Annotated in this window: 14 protein-coding genes and 1 riboswitch; of the genes, 10 read left to right on the forward strand and 4 right to left on the reverse strand. The window is 66.6% G+C overall.

What is annotated here, in order from left to right; genetic code table 11:
* Positions 1–157: 157 nt before the first annotated feature.
* Together ACZ75I_RS16160 and thiC are read right to left on the reverse strand one after the other, a co-directional pair.
* The gene (locus ACZ75I_RS16160) at positions 158–829 is read right to left on the reverse strand and encodes an ion channel (RefSeq protein ID WP_065196438.1); all 672 of its coding nucleotides are present in this window, start codon (positions 827–829) and stop codon (positions 158–160) included.
* Between the two features lie 136 nt (positions 830–965).
* Positions 966–2,810, reverse strand: a complete 1,845-nt coding sequence (gene thiC, locus ACZ75I_RS16165; protein ID WP_472958294.1) for a phosphomethylpyrimidine synthase ThiC — start codon at positions 2,808–2,810, stop codon at positions 966–968.
* A gap of 82 nt (positions 2,811–2,892) precedes the next feature.
* Positions 2,893–2,994: riboswitch (TPP riboswitch) on the reverse strand.
* 224 nt (positions 2,995–3,218) lie between these two features.
* Between thiC and ACZ75I_RS16170 the strand changes: the two genes are divergently transcribed.
* Complete coding sequence (locus tag ACZ75I_RS16170; protein WP_180870935.1) at positions 3,219–4,796, forward strand: BCCT family transporter; 1,578 nt, start codon at positions 3,219–3,221, stop codon at positions 4,794–4,796.
* A gap of 562 nt (positions 4,797–5,358) precedes the next feature.
* Here ACZ75I_RS16170 and ggt read toward each other — a convergent pair.
* A complete protein-coding gene (ggt, locus tag ACZ75I_RS16175) occupies positions 5,359–7,077 on the reverse strand; it encodes a gamma-glutamyltransferase (protein ID WP_472958296.1) in 1,719 nt (572 codons plus the stop codon).
* 678 nt (positions 7,078–7,755) lie between these two features.
* On the opposite strand from ggt, the gene ilvC reads away from it, so the two are divergent.
* The 9 genes from ilvC to leuB all read left to right on the forward strand — a co-directional run bounded on the left by ilvC (position 7,756) and on the right by leuB (position 17,404).
* Positions 7,756–8,730, forward strand: coding sequence for a ketol-acid reductoisomerase (gene ilvC, locus ACZ75I_RS16180; RefSeq protein ID WP_061479554.1), 975 nt, complete (start codon positions 7,756–7,758; stop codon positions 8,728–8,730).
* Positions 8,731–8,769: 39 nt separating this feature from the next.
* On the forward strand, positions 8,770–10,506 hold the full coding sequence (gene ilvG, locus ACZ75I_RS16185) for an acetolactate synthase 2 catalytic subunit (protein ID WP_180867596.1): 1,737 nt from the start codon (positions 8,770–8,772) through the stop codon (positions 10,504–10,506).
* Positions 10,490–10,741: an ACT domain-containing protein gene (locus ACZ75I_RS16190; protein ID WP_005419108.1), complete on the forward strand. Its 252-nt coding sequence runs from the start codon at positions 10,490–10,492 to the stop codon at positions 10,739–10,741. Before ilvG ends, ACZ75I_RS16190 begins: the two co-directional genes overlap by 17 nt.
* Positions 10,742–10,837: 96 nt before the next feature.
* Positions 10,838–11,929, forward strand: coding sequence for a threonine dehydratase (locus ACZ75I_RS16195; protein WP_472958298.1), 1,092 nt, complete (start codon positions 10,838–10,840; stop codon positions 11,927–11,929).
* A complete protein-coding gene (locus ACZ75I_RS16200; protein WP_472958300.1) occupies positions 11,926–13,512 on the forward strand; it encodes a 2-isopropylmalate synthase in 1,587 nt (528 codons plus the stop codon). The genes ACZ75I_RS16195 and ACZ75I_RS16200 overlap by 4 nt, the downstream gene beginning before the upstream one ends.
* Positions 13,513–13,522: 10 nt before the next feature.
* The gene (locus ACZ75I_RS16205; protein WP_180867598.1) at positions 13,523–14,296 is read left to right on the forward strand and encodes a class I SAM-dependent methyltransferase; all 774 of its coding nucleotides are present in this window, start codon (positions 13,523–13,525) and stop codon (positions 14,294–14,296) included.
* Between the two features lie 60 nt (positions 14,297–14,356).
* A complete protein-coding gene (gene leuC, locus ACZ75I_RS16210) occupies positions 14,357–15,775 on the forward strand; it encodes a 3-isopropylmalate dehydratase large subunit (RefSeq protein WP_061479558.1) in 1,419 nt (472 codons plus the stop codon).
* Positions 15,775–16,353, forward strand: a complete 579-nt coding sequence (leuD, locus tag ACZ75I_RS16215) for a 3-isopropylmalate dehydratase small subunit (protein ID WP_111201712.1) — start codon at positions 15,775–15,777, stop codon at positions 16,351–16,353. Before leuC ends, leuD begins: the two co-directional genes overlap by 1 nt.
* Positions 16,343–17,404 carry a 3-isopropylmalate dehydrogenase gene (gene leuB, locus ACZ75I_RS16220; protein WP_180867600.1) on the forward strand — a complete coding sequence of 354 codons (1,062 nt, stop codon included), beginning with the start codon at positions 16,343–16,345 and terminating at the stop codon, positions 17,402–17,404. Before leuD ends, leuB begins: the two co-directional genes overlap by 11 nt.
* 102 nt (positions 17,405–17,506) lie before the next feature.
* On the opposite strand, the gene ACZ75I_RS16225 is transcribed toward leuB, so the two are convergent.
* The gene (locus tag ACZ75I_RS16225; RefSeq protein WP_138952542.1) at positions 17,507–18,280 is read right to left on the reverse strand and encodes an SDR family oxidoreductase; all 774 of its coding nucleotides are present in this window, start codon (positions 18,278–18,280) and stop codon (positions 17,507–17,509) included.
* Positions 18,281–18,339: the final 59 nt, after the last annotated feature.

Here is an 18,339-nt window from a genome sequence, read left to right on the forward strand (position 1 = left end):
ATACCGCAAAAACAATCGAGCGCGCGAATACTAGCCTATGCAAGTTACCTCGCCTATCGCGTGGTCGACATCAGGCTCTCTCTCGCCGACGCATTCACATAATTTGCGACATCATTCGCGCCCTTTCGGGCGCGAAATTTTTATCTGGCGTTCATTTTCACATGCGCCGCAACATGGTCAATCCGACCAGCCGCGAAACCACCAAAGCCACGTACATCACGCCGGAAAACTGCTCCAGCATGACCAGTGCGCGTGCCTGTGGATGCAACGGCACGACGTCACTCAAGCCGACGCCAGACAGCAAGCTGAAGCTGAGATAAAGCAGCTCCATCCAACTGCGCTGCGCGCCTCCGCCGGTGCCCTGGAAGCTGCCCGGGTACCACTGCTGGCATACCGCGAATGCGAACGCGAATGCCCATGCAAGCAAGGTGAATGTCGCGCCGGCGGCGAACAGCTCGTCACGGGTGACCTTGTGGTCCTGGAGCATGTACGCAATCAGGGCGCCGGCCGTGTAGAAGTACAGCAGGCTCTCCAGCAACTGCGCGGTGGTCAGCAATGCGCTGCGGTCGAGCAATGCACCGGCCAGCGAGAACACCACCGACGGGATGGCCAGCACCAGTGCCAGCCAGGTGCCCAGCGGGCTGCGCTGCACCACCCACAGCGCCAGGCCCAGTACCGCCATGCCGAACATGCCCAGCGCCGCGCGGCCGGCAGCGGTGTCATCCAGCGCGGGGTACAGCAGCACCGCGATCAACTGGGCGCCCAGCAGCCAGGCCGAAGGATGACGGCGGGCAATGGCCAGCCAACGGGTGGTCATGGCAACAGGCATGGTGTCCTTCCCCCAGGGTGATGCGCGGAGCATAGCGGGGAGCGGCGTGATGAGCGGTGGTGCCGGCCGCTGGCCAGCACGCTTCCCGGCCCCCGCACAACCGGCTGCCGGCCAGCGGCCGGCACCCGGCTACTCGTCATCCCTGCTGGTAGACCTCTGCGCCAGCCGCGCGGAACTCCTCCGACTTCTCCTTCATGCCGGCCTCGGCGTAGTCACGCACATCCTGGGTGATCTTCATCGAACAGAAGTGCGGGCCGCACATCGAGCAGAAGTGGGCCAGCTTGTGCGCATCCTTCGGCAGCGTCTCGTCATGGAACTCCTTGGCCTTCTCCGGATCCAGGCCAAGGTGGAACTGGTCTTCCCAGCGGAACTCGAAGCGCGCCTTGCTCAACGCGTTGTCGCGAACCTGCGCGCCCGGATGGCCCTTGGCCAGGTCGGCTGCATGCGCGGCAATGCGATAAGCCATGATGCCGTCGCGCACGTCCTGGCGATTGGGCAGGCCGAGATGCTCCTTCGGCGTCACGTAACAGAGCATGGCCGTGCCGAACCACCCGATCATCGCCGCGCCGATCGCGCTGGTGATGTGGTCGTAGCCCGGTGCGATATCGGTGGTCAACGGCCCCAGCGTATAGAAAGGCGCCTCGCCGCACTCACGCAGCTGCTTGTCCATGTTCTCCTTGATCAGCTGCATCGGCACGTGGCCGGGGCCCTCGATCATGGTCTGCACGTCGTGCTTCCAGGCAATCTTCGTCAGCTCGCCCAGCGTTTCCAACTCACCGAACTGCGCGGCGTCGTTGGCATCGGCGATGCAACCCGGGCGCAGGCCATCGCCCAGCGAGAAGGTCACGTCGTAGGCCTTCATGATTTCGCAGATCTCTTCGAAATGCGTGTAGAGGAAATTCTCCTTGTGATGCGCCAGGCACCACTTGGCCATGATCGAGCCCCCGCGGCTGACGATGCCGGTCACCCGCTTGGCGGTGAGTGGCACGTAGCGCAGCAGCACGCCGGCGTGGATGGTGAAGTAGTCCACACCCTGCTCGGCCTGCTCGATCAGCGTATCGCGGAAGATCTCCCAGGTCAGTGCTTCGGCGCGGCCATCGACCTTCTCCAACGCCTGGTAGATCGGCACCGTACCGATCGCCACCGGCGAGTTGCGGATGATCCACTCGCGGGTTTCATGGATGTGCTTGCCGGTGGACAGGTCCATCACGGTGTCACCGCCCCAGCGGATCGCCCACACCAGTTTCTCTACCTCCTCGGCGATTCCCGAGGAAACGGCGCTGTTGCCGATGTTGGCATTGATCTTGGTCAGGAAGTTGCGGCCGATGATCATCGGCTCGCTTTCCGGATGGTTGATGTTGTTGGGCAGCACCGCGCGGCCGCGCGCGATTTCATCCCGCACGAACTCCGGCGTGATGATCTTCTGGATCGAGGCGCCGAACGCCTCGCCCGGGTGCTGCTGCAGCAGGCCCGCATCGCGGATCGCTTCCAGCCGCTGGTTCTCGCGGATGGCAACGAATTCCATTTCCGGGGTGATGATGCCGCGGCGCGCGTAGTGCATCTGGGTGACGTTCGCGCCTGCCCGTGCACGGCGCGGCAGGCTGCGTGCGGGGAAGCGCACGGCAGCGAGCTTGGGGTCGTGCTCGCGATCACGCCCGAACGACGAACTCAGGCCTTCGAGCTGCTCGGTATCGCCACGTTCCTCCACCCAGCCGCGACGCAGTGCCGGCAGACCGGCGGACAGATCGATACGCACGCCCGGATCGGTGTAGGGGCCGGACGTGTCGTAGACCGTGACCGGCGCATTCTCTTCGCCGCCGAACAGCGTCGGGGTGCGGGTCAACGCGATCTCCCGCATCGGCACCTGCAGATCCGGGCGCGAACCGGGCACGTGGATCTTGCGCGAGCCGGGAATGGGCCGGGTCACGGATTCGGAGAGTTGCTGGGCCTGTTGCTGCAGGGCGGAGAGCTGTGCGTTCATCGGGCATCGTCCAGGAAGGTCAGGGACGAAGCGGCGGCGCACTGCGACCGCGCCCGGACGCTCCATGGGCGGAGTCCGGGAATGGCTGCATTGCAAAGCTTCCCTACGCCGGTATGAGCCGGATCAGGTTCCAAGGGACTGTCTCAACCGTGGCCACATGGCCGCGGTACCCCCGCTTCTTGGCGTGCATTAGAGCATAGACCGCCCGCCTCCGGAGTTGCCCCCAATCGATATTCGTTAACAGAACCATGACGTCGCGTTCAGTAACGTGCACGTCCGTCGCGCTCCAGCGACCGATGCTTCCTTCGCCGCCGACGCGGCCCCTGCCCGGTTCGCGCTGCATGCCGCCGGCCCTTCGCTGCAAGCTCTGCTCGCTCCCCTCAATCCCTTGATCGGAGAAGCTCCTTCATGGTGTTTCGCGTTTCCATCGCACTGGTTCTGCTGCTGGTGCTGCTTGCCGGTATTGCACCCGGCCCCTTCAATACCGTGGTGCAGAGCATCCTCGGCGAGCTCATCCGCGGCATCGGCTGGCTGTACCTGCTGGTCGTGTTCCTGGCTCTGGTATTCCTGATGTACCTGGCCTTCGGTCGCTTCGGCAACCTGCGCATCGGCGGCGAAGACGCCGAGCCGGAGTTCTCGCGGGCCAGCTGGATGTCGATGCTGTTCGCCGCCGGCATGGGTATCGGCCTGGTGTTCTGGGGCGCAGCCGAGCCGATCTCGCATTTCAGCAAACCGCCCGAAGGATTGACGCCAGAGAGCATGGACGCCGCGCGTGCTGCCATGCGCTATGTGTTCTTCCATTGGGGCCTGCACCCGTGGGCTATCTATGCCCTGATCGGACTGGCAATGGCTTGGTTCCAGTTCAATCGCCAAGGTGGTGGTCAGATCAGCGACATGCTGCAGCCGATCATTGGCCGTCACCATCGCGGCTGGGCCGGAAAGGTGGTCAACATCTCTGCGGTGGTGGCCACCGCAGTCGGCGTGGCAACCGCACTCGGCTTCGGCACGGTGCAGATCGCGGCCGGCGTGGAGCGCGTTTTCGGTGTTCAGGCGGGGGTACCGCTGCAGCTGACCATCATCGCAGTGGCATTCGTGCTGTACATGGCATCCACACTCAGTGGCGTTGGGCGGGGCATGAAATGGCTGTCCAACGTCAACCTGGCGCTGGCAGCATTGCTGCTCGCACTAGTACTGGTGCTTGGCCCGACCGGCGCCATCTTCAATACCTTCACCACCACGCTGGGCTCCTATCTCAACCAGCTGGTGACCATGAGCCTGCGCATGTCGCCGTTCTCGTCCAGCACCTGGGTGGCTGACTGGACGATCTTCTACTGGGCCTGGTGGATTTCCTGGGCACCGTTCGTCGGTTCGTTCATCGCGCGCATCTCACGTGGCCGCAGCGTGCGCGAGTTCGTGGTGGGAGTCGTACTTGCGCCAACCCTGTTGGGCTTCTTCTGGTTCTCGGTCTTCGGTGGTACCGCGATCTGGTCGCAGATCTTCGGCCACGCAGACCTGGTGCAGGCACTGGGCAACGGCTACGAGACGGTGCTGTTCACCCTCTTCGACAGCCTTCCCCTGCCGTTGCTGCTGTCGAGCATCGCACTAGTGTTGTTGATGATCTTCTTCGTGACTTCGGCCGATTCCGCAGTGCTGGTACTGGCCACGATGTCCACCGACGATGCGGGCGAGCCACCGCGCAGGCACAAGATCGCGTGGGGTGTGGGCATCGCGTTGATCGCGGGTGCGTTGCTGCTTGCGGGTGGTCTGGAGGCGCTTCAGGGAATGATCACCATCGCGGCGTTGCCATTTGCGCTGCTGATGGTGCTGGTGATGGTGTCGCTGTACCGCGTGCTCGACCAGGAGTACACGCGCGAGCGGCGGCAGGCGCAGCGCCAGCGGCACATGATCGATGCGTGGATCGCACGCGAGATGGCGGCGCAGGAGGAGACGCAGGCCGAGGCCGCACGCGCGCACGATCAGGATTGAGCGTGTTTTGCAGCCTGCGGCTGCACCGCTTTTTCAAGCAAGTGCAAGTGCAAGTGCAGAAGCCAAGGCGGCTCTGGGCTTCTGCTTGCTTGGCGGGGAGGGGGCAGATGGCGGGACACGCCGCAAGTACGTCCCTGTAGGCTCGGCCACGGCATCCATGCCGTGGACGGTCCCGCCATCTGCCCCCTCCCCGCCTCCGACGATTTCCCGGTGACGGCAGTAGATCCACGCCATGCGTGGATCAGGTGTATCGGAAAACAAGAAGGGGGCGGATCCGTTTTCCTTCGGAAAACGGATCCGCCCACAACCCACAGCGCGCGGCTGTTGCTGTTGCCTTTGCTTTTGATCTTCTTCTTTCTCTTCCTGCGGTGGCGGCCGCAGGAAACTGTCAGGGGTCGGGCGGGTGGGCTGGGCGGGGTTGTCCGCGGCATGGATGCCGCGGCCAAGCCTACAAGGACGTACTTGCGGCGTCCCCCGTCCAGCCCACCCGCCCGGCCCAATCACATGATCCCGCTTTCCGGAACCCACCGCAGAGGGGGCTCAGCCCGGTGGCCGGGAAACCTCAATACCCCGCCGCCTGCCCATCCTTGCGACTCTCCGACGCGCCGTAATACACGCCCGTCTCCGGGTCGCGCATGATCGCCTGATAGCCGCCATACGGGCCGTCGGCGAACACGATGCGATGCCCTTTGCGCATCAGCGCACGCACTGTTTCATACGGGAAGCCGGTTTCCAGATTCACTTCACCACCGTCGGTCATCGCCGTGGCCTGACTCGTCGGTTCAGTCGAGCCTTCGTGCTGGATGCGCGGCGCATCACCGGCTTCCTGCAGGTTCATGCCGAAGTCCACCAGGTTCATCACGATCTGCGCATGGCCCTGCGGCTGCATCGCGCCGCCCATCACGCCGAAGCTGGCATACGGCTTGCCACCCTTGGTGATGAACCCCGGAATGATCGTCTGGAAGGGGCGCTTGCCCGGTGCGTATCCGTTGGGATGGTTCTTCTGCAGCACGAACATCTCGCCGCGGTCCTGCAGGATGAAGCCCAATCCCGGCGGCGCCATGCCGCTGCCCATGCCGCGGTAATTGGACTGGATCAACGAGACCATCATGCCGTCGGCGTCGGCCACGGTCATGTAGATCGTGTCGCCTTCCTCCAGCTGCTTCGGTGTGCCCGGCTGCACTTCCTTCAAGGCCTTGTCCATCGAGATCAGCGCGCGGCGCTGCGCGGCGTACTCCTTGGAGATCAGCTTCTGCACCGGCGCCGGCTGGAATGCCATGTCGGCGTAGAAGCGCGCACGGTCGGCGAAGGCCAGCTTCTTCGCTTCGACGAACAGGTGCACGTGCTCGGGTGAGCCGAACGGGATCTTCGAGAAATCGTAGCCTTCCAGCACGTTGAGGATCTGAAGCGCAGCGATGCCCTGGCTGTTGGGTGGCAGCTCCCAGACGTCGTAGCCACGGTAGTTGCTGCTGACCGGCTCGACCCATTCACCGTGGTGGTCGGCCATGTCCTGGTAGCTCAGGTAGCCACCGTTGGCCTTGAAGTAGTCACCGATGGTGCGGGCGATGTCTCCCTTGTAGAAGGCGTCGCGCCCGCCGTCGGCGATCTTCTGCAGGGTGCTGGCCAGGTTCGGGTTCTTCCACATCTCGCCCTTGCGCGGGGCGTGGCCGTTGATCGTGAACTGCTCCTTGAAGCCCGGGTACTGCGACAGCTTGGGCACCGAACGGTCCCAGTAGTAGGCGATCACCTCGGCCACCGGGTGCCCTTCGCGGGCGTAACGGATGGCCGGCGCCAGGTTGTCGGCCATCGGCTTGCGACCGAAACGGTCGTGCAGGGCGAACCAGCCGTCGACCGCTCCGGGCACCGACACCGGCAACGGGCCGGTGGCCGGGATGTCCTTCAGGCCACGACGCTGGAACTCGGCCAGGGTGAGCGACTTCGGCGAGCGGCCCGAGCCGTTGTAGCCGTAGAGCTTCTGCGTCTTTGGGTCCCAGACGATGGCGAACAGGTCGCCACCGATGCCGTTGCCGGTCGGCTCCATCAGGCCGAGCGCGGCATTGGCCGCGATCGCCGCGTCGACTGCCGAGCCTCCGCCCTTCATCACGTCCAGCGCGATCTGGGTGGCCAGCGGCTGCGAGGTAGCCGCCATCGCATGCGGGGCGATCACCTCCGAACGGGTGGCGAAGCTGTGGCCGGTGATGCGGTCGGCGGCGATGGACAGTGCAGGCACGGCAGCCAGCACGGCGGCGGCGAGCAGGGAGCGGGCAAGGCGTCGGGACACGGTCGGGTTCCGGTGGAAGGCTGATCCCCTGATCTTCGCCGCTGCGACCTTCCTACGGTATCGGGCAGAGGTCATGGACGTTGATCCTGGGTTAGATGCGGAGGAAGCCAGAAAGCCGCCGGATTCCGCGCAAAAACCGCTCTGAAAAGAGTGAATTCCGGTTCACCGAAACAATTTCAACGGCAACCATCCTTGCGCCACAAGCCATTCCGCTGGATGCCGCGGAAACCGATAAGAAAATCTGTCGCGAGGGTTGACACCGCCGAAATGGCTGTGTTTCTCTCGATTACATGCTGCATCACAACACGCCACCGCGAACCCACATCGAAGCCGCCGCCATCGGCGCCGCCTCGCTGCGTTCGATTCTTGTGCTCGTACTTATTACCCAACCGACAGGTGCGGGACGAGCCAGCGTGTAAGCAACAGACACACCGGAACTCTTCAAAAACCCGCACCCGCCCCGGTGCGGGTTTTTTCATTTCAGGACCTGGTTTCAGACGCAACCACCATGACCAACGCTCATCGCACAACCCGGACCTGCAGCACCACGCGTCGTGGTGGCTGTGGCTGTGCCTGCGCGATGCGCGGCGCCCCCTCCACCGCTTTCCCCTGACCGGCCGGCACGTCACCTCGACGACCGGCCGTTCTTTTTTCTTCCCACCGCAAGGAACCTCCCCCATGAGCACCAACGACCTGCCCCAGACCAAGATCGCCGTCATCGGCTACGGCAGCCAGGGCCGCGCCCACGCACTGAACCTGCGCGAATCCGGCTTCGACGTGGTGGTAGGCCTGCGTCCGGGCGGCCCGACCGAAGCCAAGGCCCAGGCCGATGGATTCACCGTGGTGGCGCCCGCCGATGCGGTGAAGGACGCCGACCTGGTCGCCGTGCTGACCCCGGACATGGTGCAGAAGAAGCTCTACAACGATGTGCTGGCGCCGAACATGAAGCAGGGGGCGTGCCTGCTGTTCGCCCACGGCCTGAACGTGCACTACGGCATGATCGAGCCGCGCGCCGATCTGGACGTCGTGCTGGTCGCGCCGAAGGGTCCGGGTGCGCTGGTGCGCCGTGAGTACGAGATCGGCCGTGGCGTGCCGTGCATCTGGGCGGTCTACCAGGACGTCAGCGGCAAGGCCGCGCAGCATGCCCAGGCCTATGCGGCTGGCCTCGGCGGTGCCCGCGCCAACCTGATCCAGACCACCTTCAAGGAAGAGACCGAGACCGATCTGTTCGGCGAGCAGGCGGTGCTGTGTGGTGGTGCGTCGGCGCTGGTGCAGGCCGGTTTCGAGACTCTGGTGGAAGCCGGCTACCAGCCGGAGATCGCCTACTACGAGGTACTGCACGAGCTGAAGCTGATCGTCGACCTGTTCTACGAAGGCGGCATCTCGCGCATGCTGGAATTCATCTCCGAGACCGCGCAGTACGGCGACTACGTCAGCGGCCCGCGCGTGATCGACGCCAGCACCAAGGCACGCATGAAGGAAGTGCTGAAGGACATCCAGGACGGCACCTTCACCAAGAACTGGGTGGCCGAGTACGAAGCGGGCCTGCCGAACTACAACAGGTTCAAGCAGGCCGACCTGGAGCACCCGATCGAAAAGGTGGGCAAGGAACTGCGCGCCAAGATGGTCTGGTTGCAAGGACAGGCCGCGTAACCGCGCGGCCCTCCCCCACCCGCTTTGCAAGGTTCCCCCATGAACTCTTCCACACACCGCAGCGCGCCGCCCAACGGCGCGCGCTGGCTGACCCAGGCGCTGGAGGCCGAAGGCGTCCGCACGCTGTTCGGCTATCCCGGCGGCACCATCATGCCGTTCTACGACGCGCTGGTGGATTCGTCGCTGAAGCACATCCTGGTACGCCATGAGCAGGGCGCGGCGCTGGCCGCCAACGGTTTCGCCCGCGCCAGCAACCAGGTGGGCGTCTGCGTGGCCACCTCCGGCCCGGGCGCGTCGAACCTGGTCACCGGCATCGCCGATGCGATGCTGGACTCGGTACCGATGGTCTGCATCACCGGCCAGGTCGGCACCCCGCTGCTGGGCACCGACGCCTTCCAGGAACTGGATGTGTTCGGCCTGACGATGCCGATCGTCAAGCACAGCTGGCTGGTGCGCAGCGTCGATGACCTGCCGCGCGTGGTGGCCGATGCGTTCCGGATCGCCCGCGAAGGTCGCCCCGGCCCGGTGCTGATCGACCTGCCCAAGGATGTGCAGCTGGCCGACGCCAGCCATCTGCCGGCGCATGCGCCCAGCAGCGTCGAACCACCGCCGGCGCCAGCCGAGGCCGCCATTGCCGAGGCCATCGCCGCGCTGGCGGCGGCCGAGAAGCCGGTGGTCTACGCCGGTGGCGGCATCGCCCTGGGCGACGCCGTGCAGGACCTGCGCGACTTCGTCGAGGCCAGTGCCATCCCCACCGTGATGACCCTGCGCGGCCTCGGCGCACTGCCGGCCAGCCATCCGCAGTCGCTGGGCATGCTGGGCATGCACGGCACCCGCGCGGCCAACATGGCGGTGCAGGAAAGCGACCTGCTGCTGGTGCTGGGCGCACGCTTCGACGACCGTGCCACCGGCAAGCTGGCGGAGTTTGCACCGTTCGCCCGCGTCGTTCACATCGATGCGGACGCATATGAGATTTCCAAGCTGCGCAGCGCCGATGTCGCCGTGCCCGGCAATGTCGGTCATGCCATCCGCGCCCTGCGTGCGGCCTTCCCCTCCCCCAAGGCCCACCAGGAGGCGTGGCGCAAGCGCTGTGCACAGCACCGCGATCGTTTCGCCGCGCGCTACGACGCACCGGGTCAGCACATCTACGCCCCGGCGCTGCTGAAGCGCCTGAGCGAGCTGGCCCCGGCCGATGCGGTGATCGCCTGCGACGTTGGCCAGCACCAGATGTGGGTGGCCCAGCACTGCCGCTTCAACCACCCGCGCAACCACCTGACCAGTGGCGCGCTGGGCACCATGGGCTTCGGCCTGCCGGCCGCGATGGGTGCGCAGTTCGCCTGCCCCGATCGCACCGTGGTGCTGGTGTCCGGCGACGGCAGCTTCATGATGAACGTGCAGGAGCTGGCCACCATTGCCCGCTGCCGCCTGCCGGTGAAGATCGTGCTGCTGGACAACAGTTCGCTGGGCATGGTGCGGCAGTGGCAGGAGCTGTTCTTCGCCGAGCGCTACAGCGAGATCGACCTGTCCGACAACCCGGACTTCGTGGCGCTGGCGCAGGTGTTCGGCATTGCCGCCACCCGCATCGACGCGCGGGATGACGTCGAGGGTGGCCTGGCCGCGCTGCTGGCCGAACCCGGCCCGGCACTGCTGCACGTGGCCATCGATGCACGCGCCAACGTATGGCCGCTGGTGCCACCGAACACCGCCAACAGCACGATGCTGGAAAGCAACCCCGCCCATGCCCGCCAGGAGATCCCCAATGCACTACCGGCTTGACCTGGTGCTGCACCCGGCCGAAGGCGCGCTGTTGCGCGTGATCGGCATGGCCGAGCGCCGTGGCTTCGCGCCGCGTGCGATCAGCGGTGCGCCGGTGGCCGCCGACGATGGCCGCTGGCACCTGCAGTTGGTGGTGGATGGCCAGCGCCCGGCGGAAACGCTGTGCCGGCAGATCGAGAAGATCTACGACTGCGTGTCCGTGCAGGTCACCGCCGTGGAAGGAGCATCCGTATGAACACCCGTACCGTAGTGACCACGGTGCCGGTACGGAGGCGTCTTCTTCGCCGCCCGTGCCCGCATGCGGCGGTCGCCTGCCCCCCGCTGGTGGCCCATGCCGGCCGCTGATGCCAGCCAGGAAAGCGATGTCGGCGACGTAAGCGTCGCCGACGTACTGGCGGCGCAGGCCCGGCTGCGCCGCTTCCTGCCGCCTACCCCGCTGCACCATGCCGAGCGCTTCGGCACCTGGCTGAAGCTGGAGAACCTGCAGCGCACCGGGTCCTACAAGGTGCGCGGCGCGTTGAACGCGCTGCTGGCCGGCCGCGAGCGCGGCGATACCCGGCCGGTGATCTGCGCCTCGGCCGGCAACCATGCCCAGGGCGTGGCGTGGGCGGCCTACCGCCTGGACGTCCCGGCCATCACCGTGATGCCGCATGGCGCACCGGCCACCAAGATCGCCGGCGTCGCTCACTGGGGCGCCACCGTGCGCCAGCATGGCACCAGCTATGACGAGGCCTACGCCTTCGCCGTCGAACTGGCACAGCGCCATGGCTACCGCTTCCTGTCCGCGTTCGACGACGCCGATGTGATTGCCGGCCAGGGTACGGTCGGCATCGAGCTGGCCGCGCACGCACCGGACGTGGTGATCGTGCCGATTGGTGGTGGCGGACTGGCCTCCGGCGTTGCACTGGCGCTGAAATCACAGGGCGTGCGCGTGATCGGCGCCCAGGTGGAAGGCGTTGACTCAATGGCGCGCGCCATCCGCGGCGACGTGCGCGAGATCGCCCCCGTCGCCTCGCTGGCCGACGGCGTGCGGGTGAAGATCCCTGGATTCCTGACCCGACGCCTGTGCACCTCGCTGCTGGACGACGTGGTGATCGTGCGCGAAGCCGAACTGCGTGAAACCCTGGTCCGGCTGGCACTGGAAGAACACATCATCGCCGAGGGCGCCGGTGCGCTGGCGCTGGCAGCAGGCCGCCGTGTCGCTAGCCGCCGCAAGTGCGCGGTGGTGTCCGGCGGGAATATCGATGCGGGTGTCCTGGCCGGCCTGCTCACCGACATCCGGCCGCGCCCGCCACGCAAACCACGGCGACGGCGTAGTGAAACCCCACGCTCGCCCGGCAAGGCCAGCGCCCTCGCGTCCCCCACCTCTTCCCCTTCCCCCCTGCAAGCCGCCGCACCCGCTGTCGAGGAGATTTCCCTGTGACCACCATCGAACGAATTACCACCCCGCGCATCCGCATCTTCGACACCACCCTGCGTGACGGCGAGCAGTCCCCCGGCTGCAGCATGAGCCCGCCGCAGAAGCTGGTGATGGCGCGTGCGCTGGACGAACTGGGCGTGGACATCATCGAGACCGGCTTCCCGGCCAGCTCGCAGTCCGACCGCGAGGCGATGGCCCTGATCGGCCGTGAGCTGCGCCGCCCGAGCCTGAGCCTGGCGGTGCTGTCGCGCTGCCTGCAGGCCGATATCGAAACCTCGGCGCGTGCCCTGGAAGCTGCGGCCAACCCGCGCCTGCACGTGTTCCTGTCCACCAGCCCGCTGCACCGCGAACACAAGCTGCGGATGACCCGCGAGCAGGTGCTGGAATCGGTACGCAAGCATGTATCGCTGGCACGCTCGTACATCGACGATGTCGAATTCTCGGCCGAGGATGCCACCCGCACCGAGCTGGACTACCTGATCGAAGTCTCGCGCGTAGCCATTGCCGCCGGCGCCACCACCATCAACCTGCCCGACACCGTCGGCTTCACCACGCCGGAAGAAATCCGCGCGATGTTCCAGCAGGTCATCGCCGGCGTCGCCGATGTGCCGAATGCCGCCAACGTGATCTTCAGTGCGCACTGCCACAATGACCTGGGCCTGGCCGTGGCCAACTCGCTGGCCGCCATCGAGGGCGGTGCACGCCAGGTCGAGTGCACCGTCAACGGCATCGGCGAGCGCGCCGGCAACTGTTCACTGGAAGAGATCGCGATGGTGCTGAAAGTCCGCCAGGCCTTCTACGAGCAGGACAGTTCGATCAACACCCCGCGCATCGTCGGCACCTCGCAGCTGCTGCAGCGCCTGGTCGGCATGCCGGTGCAGCGCAACAAGGCGATCGTCGGCGCCAATGCCTTCGCCCACGAATCGGGCATCCACCAGCACGGCATGCTGCGTCATCGCGGCACCTACGAAATCATGCGCCCGGAAGACGTGGGCTGGGAGGATTCGCAGATGGTGCTGGGCCGCCACAGTGGCCGCGCCGCCGTCGAAGCGAGGCTGCGCGCGCTGGGCTTCTGGCTGGACGAAGACGAACTGAAGCTGATGTTCGAGCAGTTCAAGGGCCTGTGCGAACAGCAGCGCGTGGTCACCGATGCCGACCTGCAGACGTTGATGCAGGGCGGCTCCAACGCGCAGGGCTACCGCCTGGCGTCGATGACCATCAGCGATGTCGGCAGCCGTGCCAACGCGCTGGTGGAACTGTCCGACCCGGACGGCAACCGCGTGGCCGAGACCGCGCAGGGCGACGGCCCGGTCGATGCGCTGTTCGGCGCGCTGTCGGCCGCCACTGGCGTACAGCTGATGCTGGACAGCTACCACGTGCACAGCGTGGGCATCGGCGCCGATGCGCGCGGCGAGGCCAACCTGAGCGTGCGCCACGACGGCGTGGAGTACGACGGCACCGGCACTAGCAAGGACATCATCGAAGCCTCCGCGCTGGCCTGGCTGGACGTGGCCAACCGCCTGCTGCGCCAGCGCCACGCCGCCGCCCAAAGCAGCACCGACGTTCCCACCCCCGCAACCGCCTGAGGAACCCGAGATGAGCGCCTTCGACACTCCTACCGCAGCCGCTGGCCAGCAGTGGAACGCCCAGGACTATGCGATCGATGCCGGTTTCGTACCGTCGCTCGGTGGCGCGGTCGCGCGCCTGCTCGATCCGCGCGCCGGTGAGCGCATCCTCGACCTGGGCTGTGGCGACGGCGTGCTCAGCACCGAACTGGCCCTGAGCGGCGCGCGCATCCACGGCGTGGACGCGTCGCCGGAACTGGTGATCGCCGCCCGTGCACGTGGCGTCGACGCGCAGGTGATGGACGGCCACGCGTTGTCGTTCGATAGCGAGTTCGATGCGGTCTTCAGCAATGCCGCATTGCATTGGATGGGCAACCCGGACCGCGTGCTGGAAGGCGTGCGTCGCGCGCTGCGTCCCGGTGGCCGCTTCGTCGCCGAGTTCGGCGGCCATGGCAACGTCGCCACGATCGTCGCCGCGGTACAGGCCGCACGCGTGGCCCACGGCCATGGCGCCAGCACCTTCCAGTGGTACTTCCCGAGCGCCGATGCCTATGCCGACCGCCTGCGCCAGCATGGCTTCCAGGTGCAGCTGATCGAATGCACGCCGCGCCCGACCCCACTGCCGACCGGCGTGGCCGGCTGGCTGCGGGTATTCGCCGCGCCGCTGCTGGATGACCTGCCCGCCGAGGCCCGCGCCACCGTGCGCGAGGCTGCCACCGCGTTGCTGGCCGACCTGCCACGCAATGCCGCCGGCCAGCCGCTGGCCGACTACGTGCGCCTGCGTGTGCTCGCCCGCCGGCGCTGACTTGACCGTTCCGCTTTCTTTACTGATGTTCGCTATTTCGTACTTCTGCCAGGCATACGCATGACTTCCGCACCCCGCACCCTGTACGACAAACTGTGGGACGCCCACGTGGTGGTTCCCGAATCCGACAGCGCGCCCGCCGTGCTGTACATCGACCTGCACCTGATCCACGAGGTGACCTCACCGCAGGCATTCACCGAACTGCGCGAGCGCGGCCTGTCGCCGCGCCGGCCGGACCGCACCAAGGCGACGATGGACCATTCCACGCCGACCCTGCCGGCCGCCGCGGACGGCACGTTGCCCTACGCCAGCGCCGCTTCCGAGGCACAGGTCGCCACCCTGGCGCGAAATTGCGCCGAGCACGGCATCGAACTGTTCGACATGGCCTCGGACAACCGCGGCATCGTCCATGTCATTGCGCCGGAACAGGGCTTCACCCAGCCGGGCATGACCATCGTCTGCGGCGACAGCCACACCTCCACCCACGGTGCATTCGGCTCGCTGGCCTTCGGCATCGGCACCAGCGAAGTCGGCCACGTGCTGGCCACGCAGTGCCTGCTGCAGCGCAAGGCCAAGACCTTCGCGATCACCGTTGACGGTGCCCTGGCACCCGGCGTCGGCGCCAAGGATGTGGTCCTGCACATCATCGGCGTGATCGGCGTCAACGGCGGCACCGGCCATGTGATCGAGTTCCGTGGCAGCACCATCGAAGCGATGGACATGGAACAGCGCATGACCCTGTGCAACATGTCGATCGAAGCAGGTGCACGCGCCGGCATGGTCGCGCCCGACCAGGTCACCTTCGACTTCGTCGCCGCTACGCCGCGCGGCCCCAAGGGCGCCGACTTCGACGCTGCCGTGGCGCGCTGGCAACAGCTGCGCAGCGATGACGGCGCGCGCTTCGACAGCGAAGTGCACATCGACGCCGCCGACATCCGCCCGACCCTGACCTGGGGTACGCATCCGGGTACCGCGATCGCCGTGGATGCGCCGATTCCCGCCGCCAACGATGCCGCCGCGCAGAAGGGCCTGGACTACATGCACTTCCAGGCCGGCAAGGCGCTGGCGGGCACACCGGTGGACGTAGTGTTCGTTGGTTCGTGCACCAACGGCCGCCTGAGTGATATGCGCGAAGTGGCGCAGGTGCTGCGCGGTCGTCGCGTCGCCGACCGGGTGCGCATGCTGGTGGTGCCGGGCTCGGAGATCGTCAAGCGCGAGGCCGAAGCCGAGGGCATCCACGAGATCGTGCGCGCGGCCGGTGCCGAATGGCGCGAGCCGGGCTGCTCGATGTGCATCGCGATGAACGGCGATCTGGTCGCCCCCGGCCAGCTGGCCGTGAGCACCAGCAACCGCAATTTTGAAGGCCGGCAGGGGCCCGGTTCGCGCACGCTGCTGGCCTCGCCGATGAGCGCCGCGTGGGCCGCGGTGAACGGGCATGTGGCCGACACCCGCGAACTGTTCGCACAGGAGGTGGCGTGATGGCCGGTTTCCGTACCCTGACCTCGGCCAGCGTGGTGCTGCGCCAGACCAACATCGACACCGACCAGATCATCCCGGCGCGGTTCCTGTCCACCACCGAGCGTGCCGGGCTGGGTCGCAACGCGTTCAACGACTGGCGCTGGCAAGCTGATGGTTCGCCGGTGGCCGACTTCGCCTTCAACCAGCCGCACAACGCCGGCCGCAGCATCCTGCTGGCGGGCCGCAACTTCGGCTGCGGTTCTTCGCGCGAGCATGCACCGTGGGCGCTGACCGACCTGGGCCTGCGTGCCATCGTCAGCAGCGAGATCGCGGACATCTTCCGCGGCAACGCGCTGAAGAACGGCCTGCTGCCGATCGTGCTGGACGAGGCCGACGTGCAGGCGCTGATGCAGCGCCCGGACGATGCGCTGACCATCGACGTGGCTGCGCGCGAACTGCGCACCCCCGCTGGCCGCGTCTATTCCTTCCCGCTGGATGGCTTCTCGCAGACCTGCCTGCTGGAAGGCGTCGACCAGTTGGGGTATCTGTTGGGCCGTGTCCCTGAAATCGAACGTTACGAGAGTGAGCATGCACGCTGAGATTGTTGTCCTGCCCGGTGATGGCATCGGCCCGGAAGTGGCCGCCGCGGCAGTTGCCGTCCTGAAGGCGGTCGCCGGACGCTTCAACCACACCTTCACTTTCAGCGAGCACGACATCGGTGGCATCGCCATCGACCGCCACGGTGAACCGCTGCCGGCGTCGACCCTCGCCGCCTGCCAGGCCGCCAATGCGGTACTGCTGGGCGCGGTCGGTGGCCCGAAGTGGTCCGACCCGAACGCCAAGGTGCGCCCCGAGCAGGGCCTGCTGGCGATCCGCAAGGCGCTGGGCCTGTACGCGAATCTGCGCCCGGTACGTACCCACGAAGCCGCGCTGCACGCATCACCGATCAAGGCCGAGCTGCTGCAGGGCGTGGACTTCGTGGTGGTGCGTGAACTGACCGGCGGCATCTACTTCGGCGACAAGACCCGCGACGCCGACAGCGCCAGCGACCTGTGCCGCTACACTGTGGCCGAGATCGAACGCGTGCTGCGCAGTGCCTTCCGCCTGGCCCGGCAGCGTCGCGGCAAGGTCACTTCGGTGGACAAGGCCAATGTGCTGGAAACCTCGCGCCTGTGGCGCGACGTGGCCGCACGCATCGGCCGCGAGGAGTTCCCGGACGTGGCGCTGGAGCACCAGTTGGTCGATTCGATGGCCATGCACCTGCTGGCCAAGCCACGCGAGTACGACGTGATCGTCACCGAGAACATGTTCGGCGACATCCTCACCGATGAGGCCTCGATGCTGGCCGGTTCGCTGGGCCTGCTGCCGTCGGCTTCGCTGGGCGAGCCGGGTGCGGTGGGCATTTACGAGCCCATCCACGGTTCGGCCCCGGACATCGCCGGCAAGGGCATCGCCAATCCGTACGCGACAATCTTCAGCGCCGCGATGCTGCTGCGCCATTCGCTGGGGCTGGAAGCCGAAGCGGCCGCGGTGGAAGCCGCCGTGCATGCGGTGCTGGATGACGACGTGTTCACTGCTGATCTGGCTGCGAAGGGCAAGGCGGTGAGCACCGCGGCAGCGACCGACGCGGTGCTGGCGAAGCTGGGCTGATCCGGTAGCGCCACGCCATGCGTGGCGCGCTTCCCGTCGGATATCGTGCGCAGCCACCCATGGGGTGGCTCTACTGGTAGACCCACGCCGTGCGTGGCTGCGTTACTTGGTGGTGTACCCACCATTGACCAGAATCGTCTGCCCGGTCATCCACCAGCCATCCGTCACCAGGAAGCGGATCCACGGCACGATATCGGCGATGTCGGTCAGCCCGGTGCGGGTGAACGCCGACAATGCCGCCGCAGTCTTGTGATACGCCTGCGCATCGGCGCTCTCGGCCGGATAGAAGAACGGCGTGTCCATCGGACCGGGACCGATCGCGGTCACCGAAATGCCGCGCTCACCAAATTCCTTCGACGCCGCACGGGTGAAATGCTCGACCGGCGCCTTGGTGCCGGCGTAGCTGGAATAGAACGGCGTGAACGCACCCAGCAGCGAGGTGACCAGGGTGCAGATGCGGCCACCGTCATTGACGTGGCGACCTGCCTCCTTCAGGAAGAAGAACGCGGCCTTGGCATTGACCGCGCTCATCTCGTCGTACTCCGCCTCGCTGATGTCCAGCAGCGGCTTCTTGAGTACCTTTCCCACCGTGTTGATGGCGATGTCAGGACGGCCGACTGCGGCCACGGCATCGGCGAACAAGCGCTCCATCGCTGCCGCCGACGTCAGGTCGCCCTGCAGGGCCACCGCCTTGCTGCCGGCGGCCTGCACCGCGGCTACCGTCGCTTCTGCATCGGCCTGGGTAGCGGCACTGTTGTAGTGGATGACGATGGCTTTGGCGCCCTGTGCGGCGAAGTCGCGGGCGATCAGGCCGCCCAGGTTCTTGGCGCCACCGGCGATCAGCACGGTCTTGCCCTTGAGGGAATGCTCGGTCATGGCTTCGGTCTCGGGAGGGGGCTGCCCGGGGTGGCAACCCTGCCCTGACGACGATATCG

This window comes from Stenotrophomonas sp. X (genome assembly GCF_055721025.1).

Bases quoted from the DNA above. Each gene is read 5' to 3' on its own strand.
- ACZ75I_RS16160 (WP_065196438.1), bottom strand. From the start codon at position 829: ATGCCTGTTGCCATGACCACCCGTTGGCTGGCCATTGCCCGCCGTCAT.
- thiC (WP_472958294.1), bottom strand. From the start codon at position 2,810: ATGAACGCACAGCTCTCCGCCCTGCAGCAACAGGCCCAGCAACTCTCC.
- ACZ75I_RS16170 (WP_180870935.1), top strand. From the start codon at position 3,219: ATGGTGTTTCGCGTTTCCATCGCACTGGTTCTGCTGCTGGTGCTGCTT.
- ilvC (WP_061479554.1), top strand. From the start codon at position 7,756: ATGAGCACCAACGACCTGCCCCAGACCAAGATCGCCGTCATCGGCTAC.
- ilvG (WP_180867596.1), top strand. From the start codon at position 8,770: ATGAACTCTTCCACACACCGCAGCGCGCCGCCCAACGGCGCGCGCTGG.
- ACZ75I_RS16190 (WP_005419108.1), top strand. From the start codon at position 10,490: ATGCACTACCGGCTTGACCTGGTGCTGCACCCGGCCGAAGGCGCGCTG.
- ACZ75I_RS16195 (WP_472958298.1), top strand. From the start codon at position 10,838: ATGCCGGCCGCTGATGCCAGCCAGGAAAGCGATGTCGGCGACGTAAGC.
- ACZ75I_RS16205 (WP_180867598.1), top strand. From the start codon at position 13,523: ATGAGCGCCTTCGACACTCCTACCGCAGCCGCTGGCCAGCAGTGGAAC.
- leuC (WP_061479558.1), top strand. From the start codon at position 14,357: ATGACTTCCGCACCCCGCACCCTGTACGACAAACTGTGGGACGCCCAC.
- leuD (WP_111201712.1), top strand. From the start codon at position 15,775: ATGGCCGGTTTCCGTACCCTGACCTCGGCCAGCGTGGTGCTGCGCCAG.
- leuB (WP_180867600.1), top strand. From the start codon at position 16,343: ATGCACGCTGAGATTGTTGTCCTGCCCGGTGATGGCATCGGCCCGGAA.
- ACZ75I_RS16225 (WP_138952542.1), bottom strand. From the start codon at position 18,280: ATGACCGAGCATTCCCTCAAGGGCAAGACCGTGCTGATCGCCGGTGGC.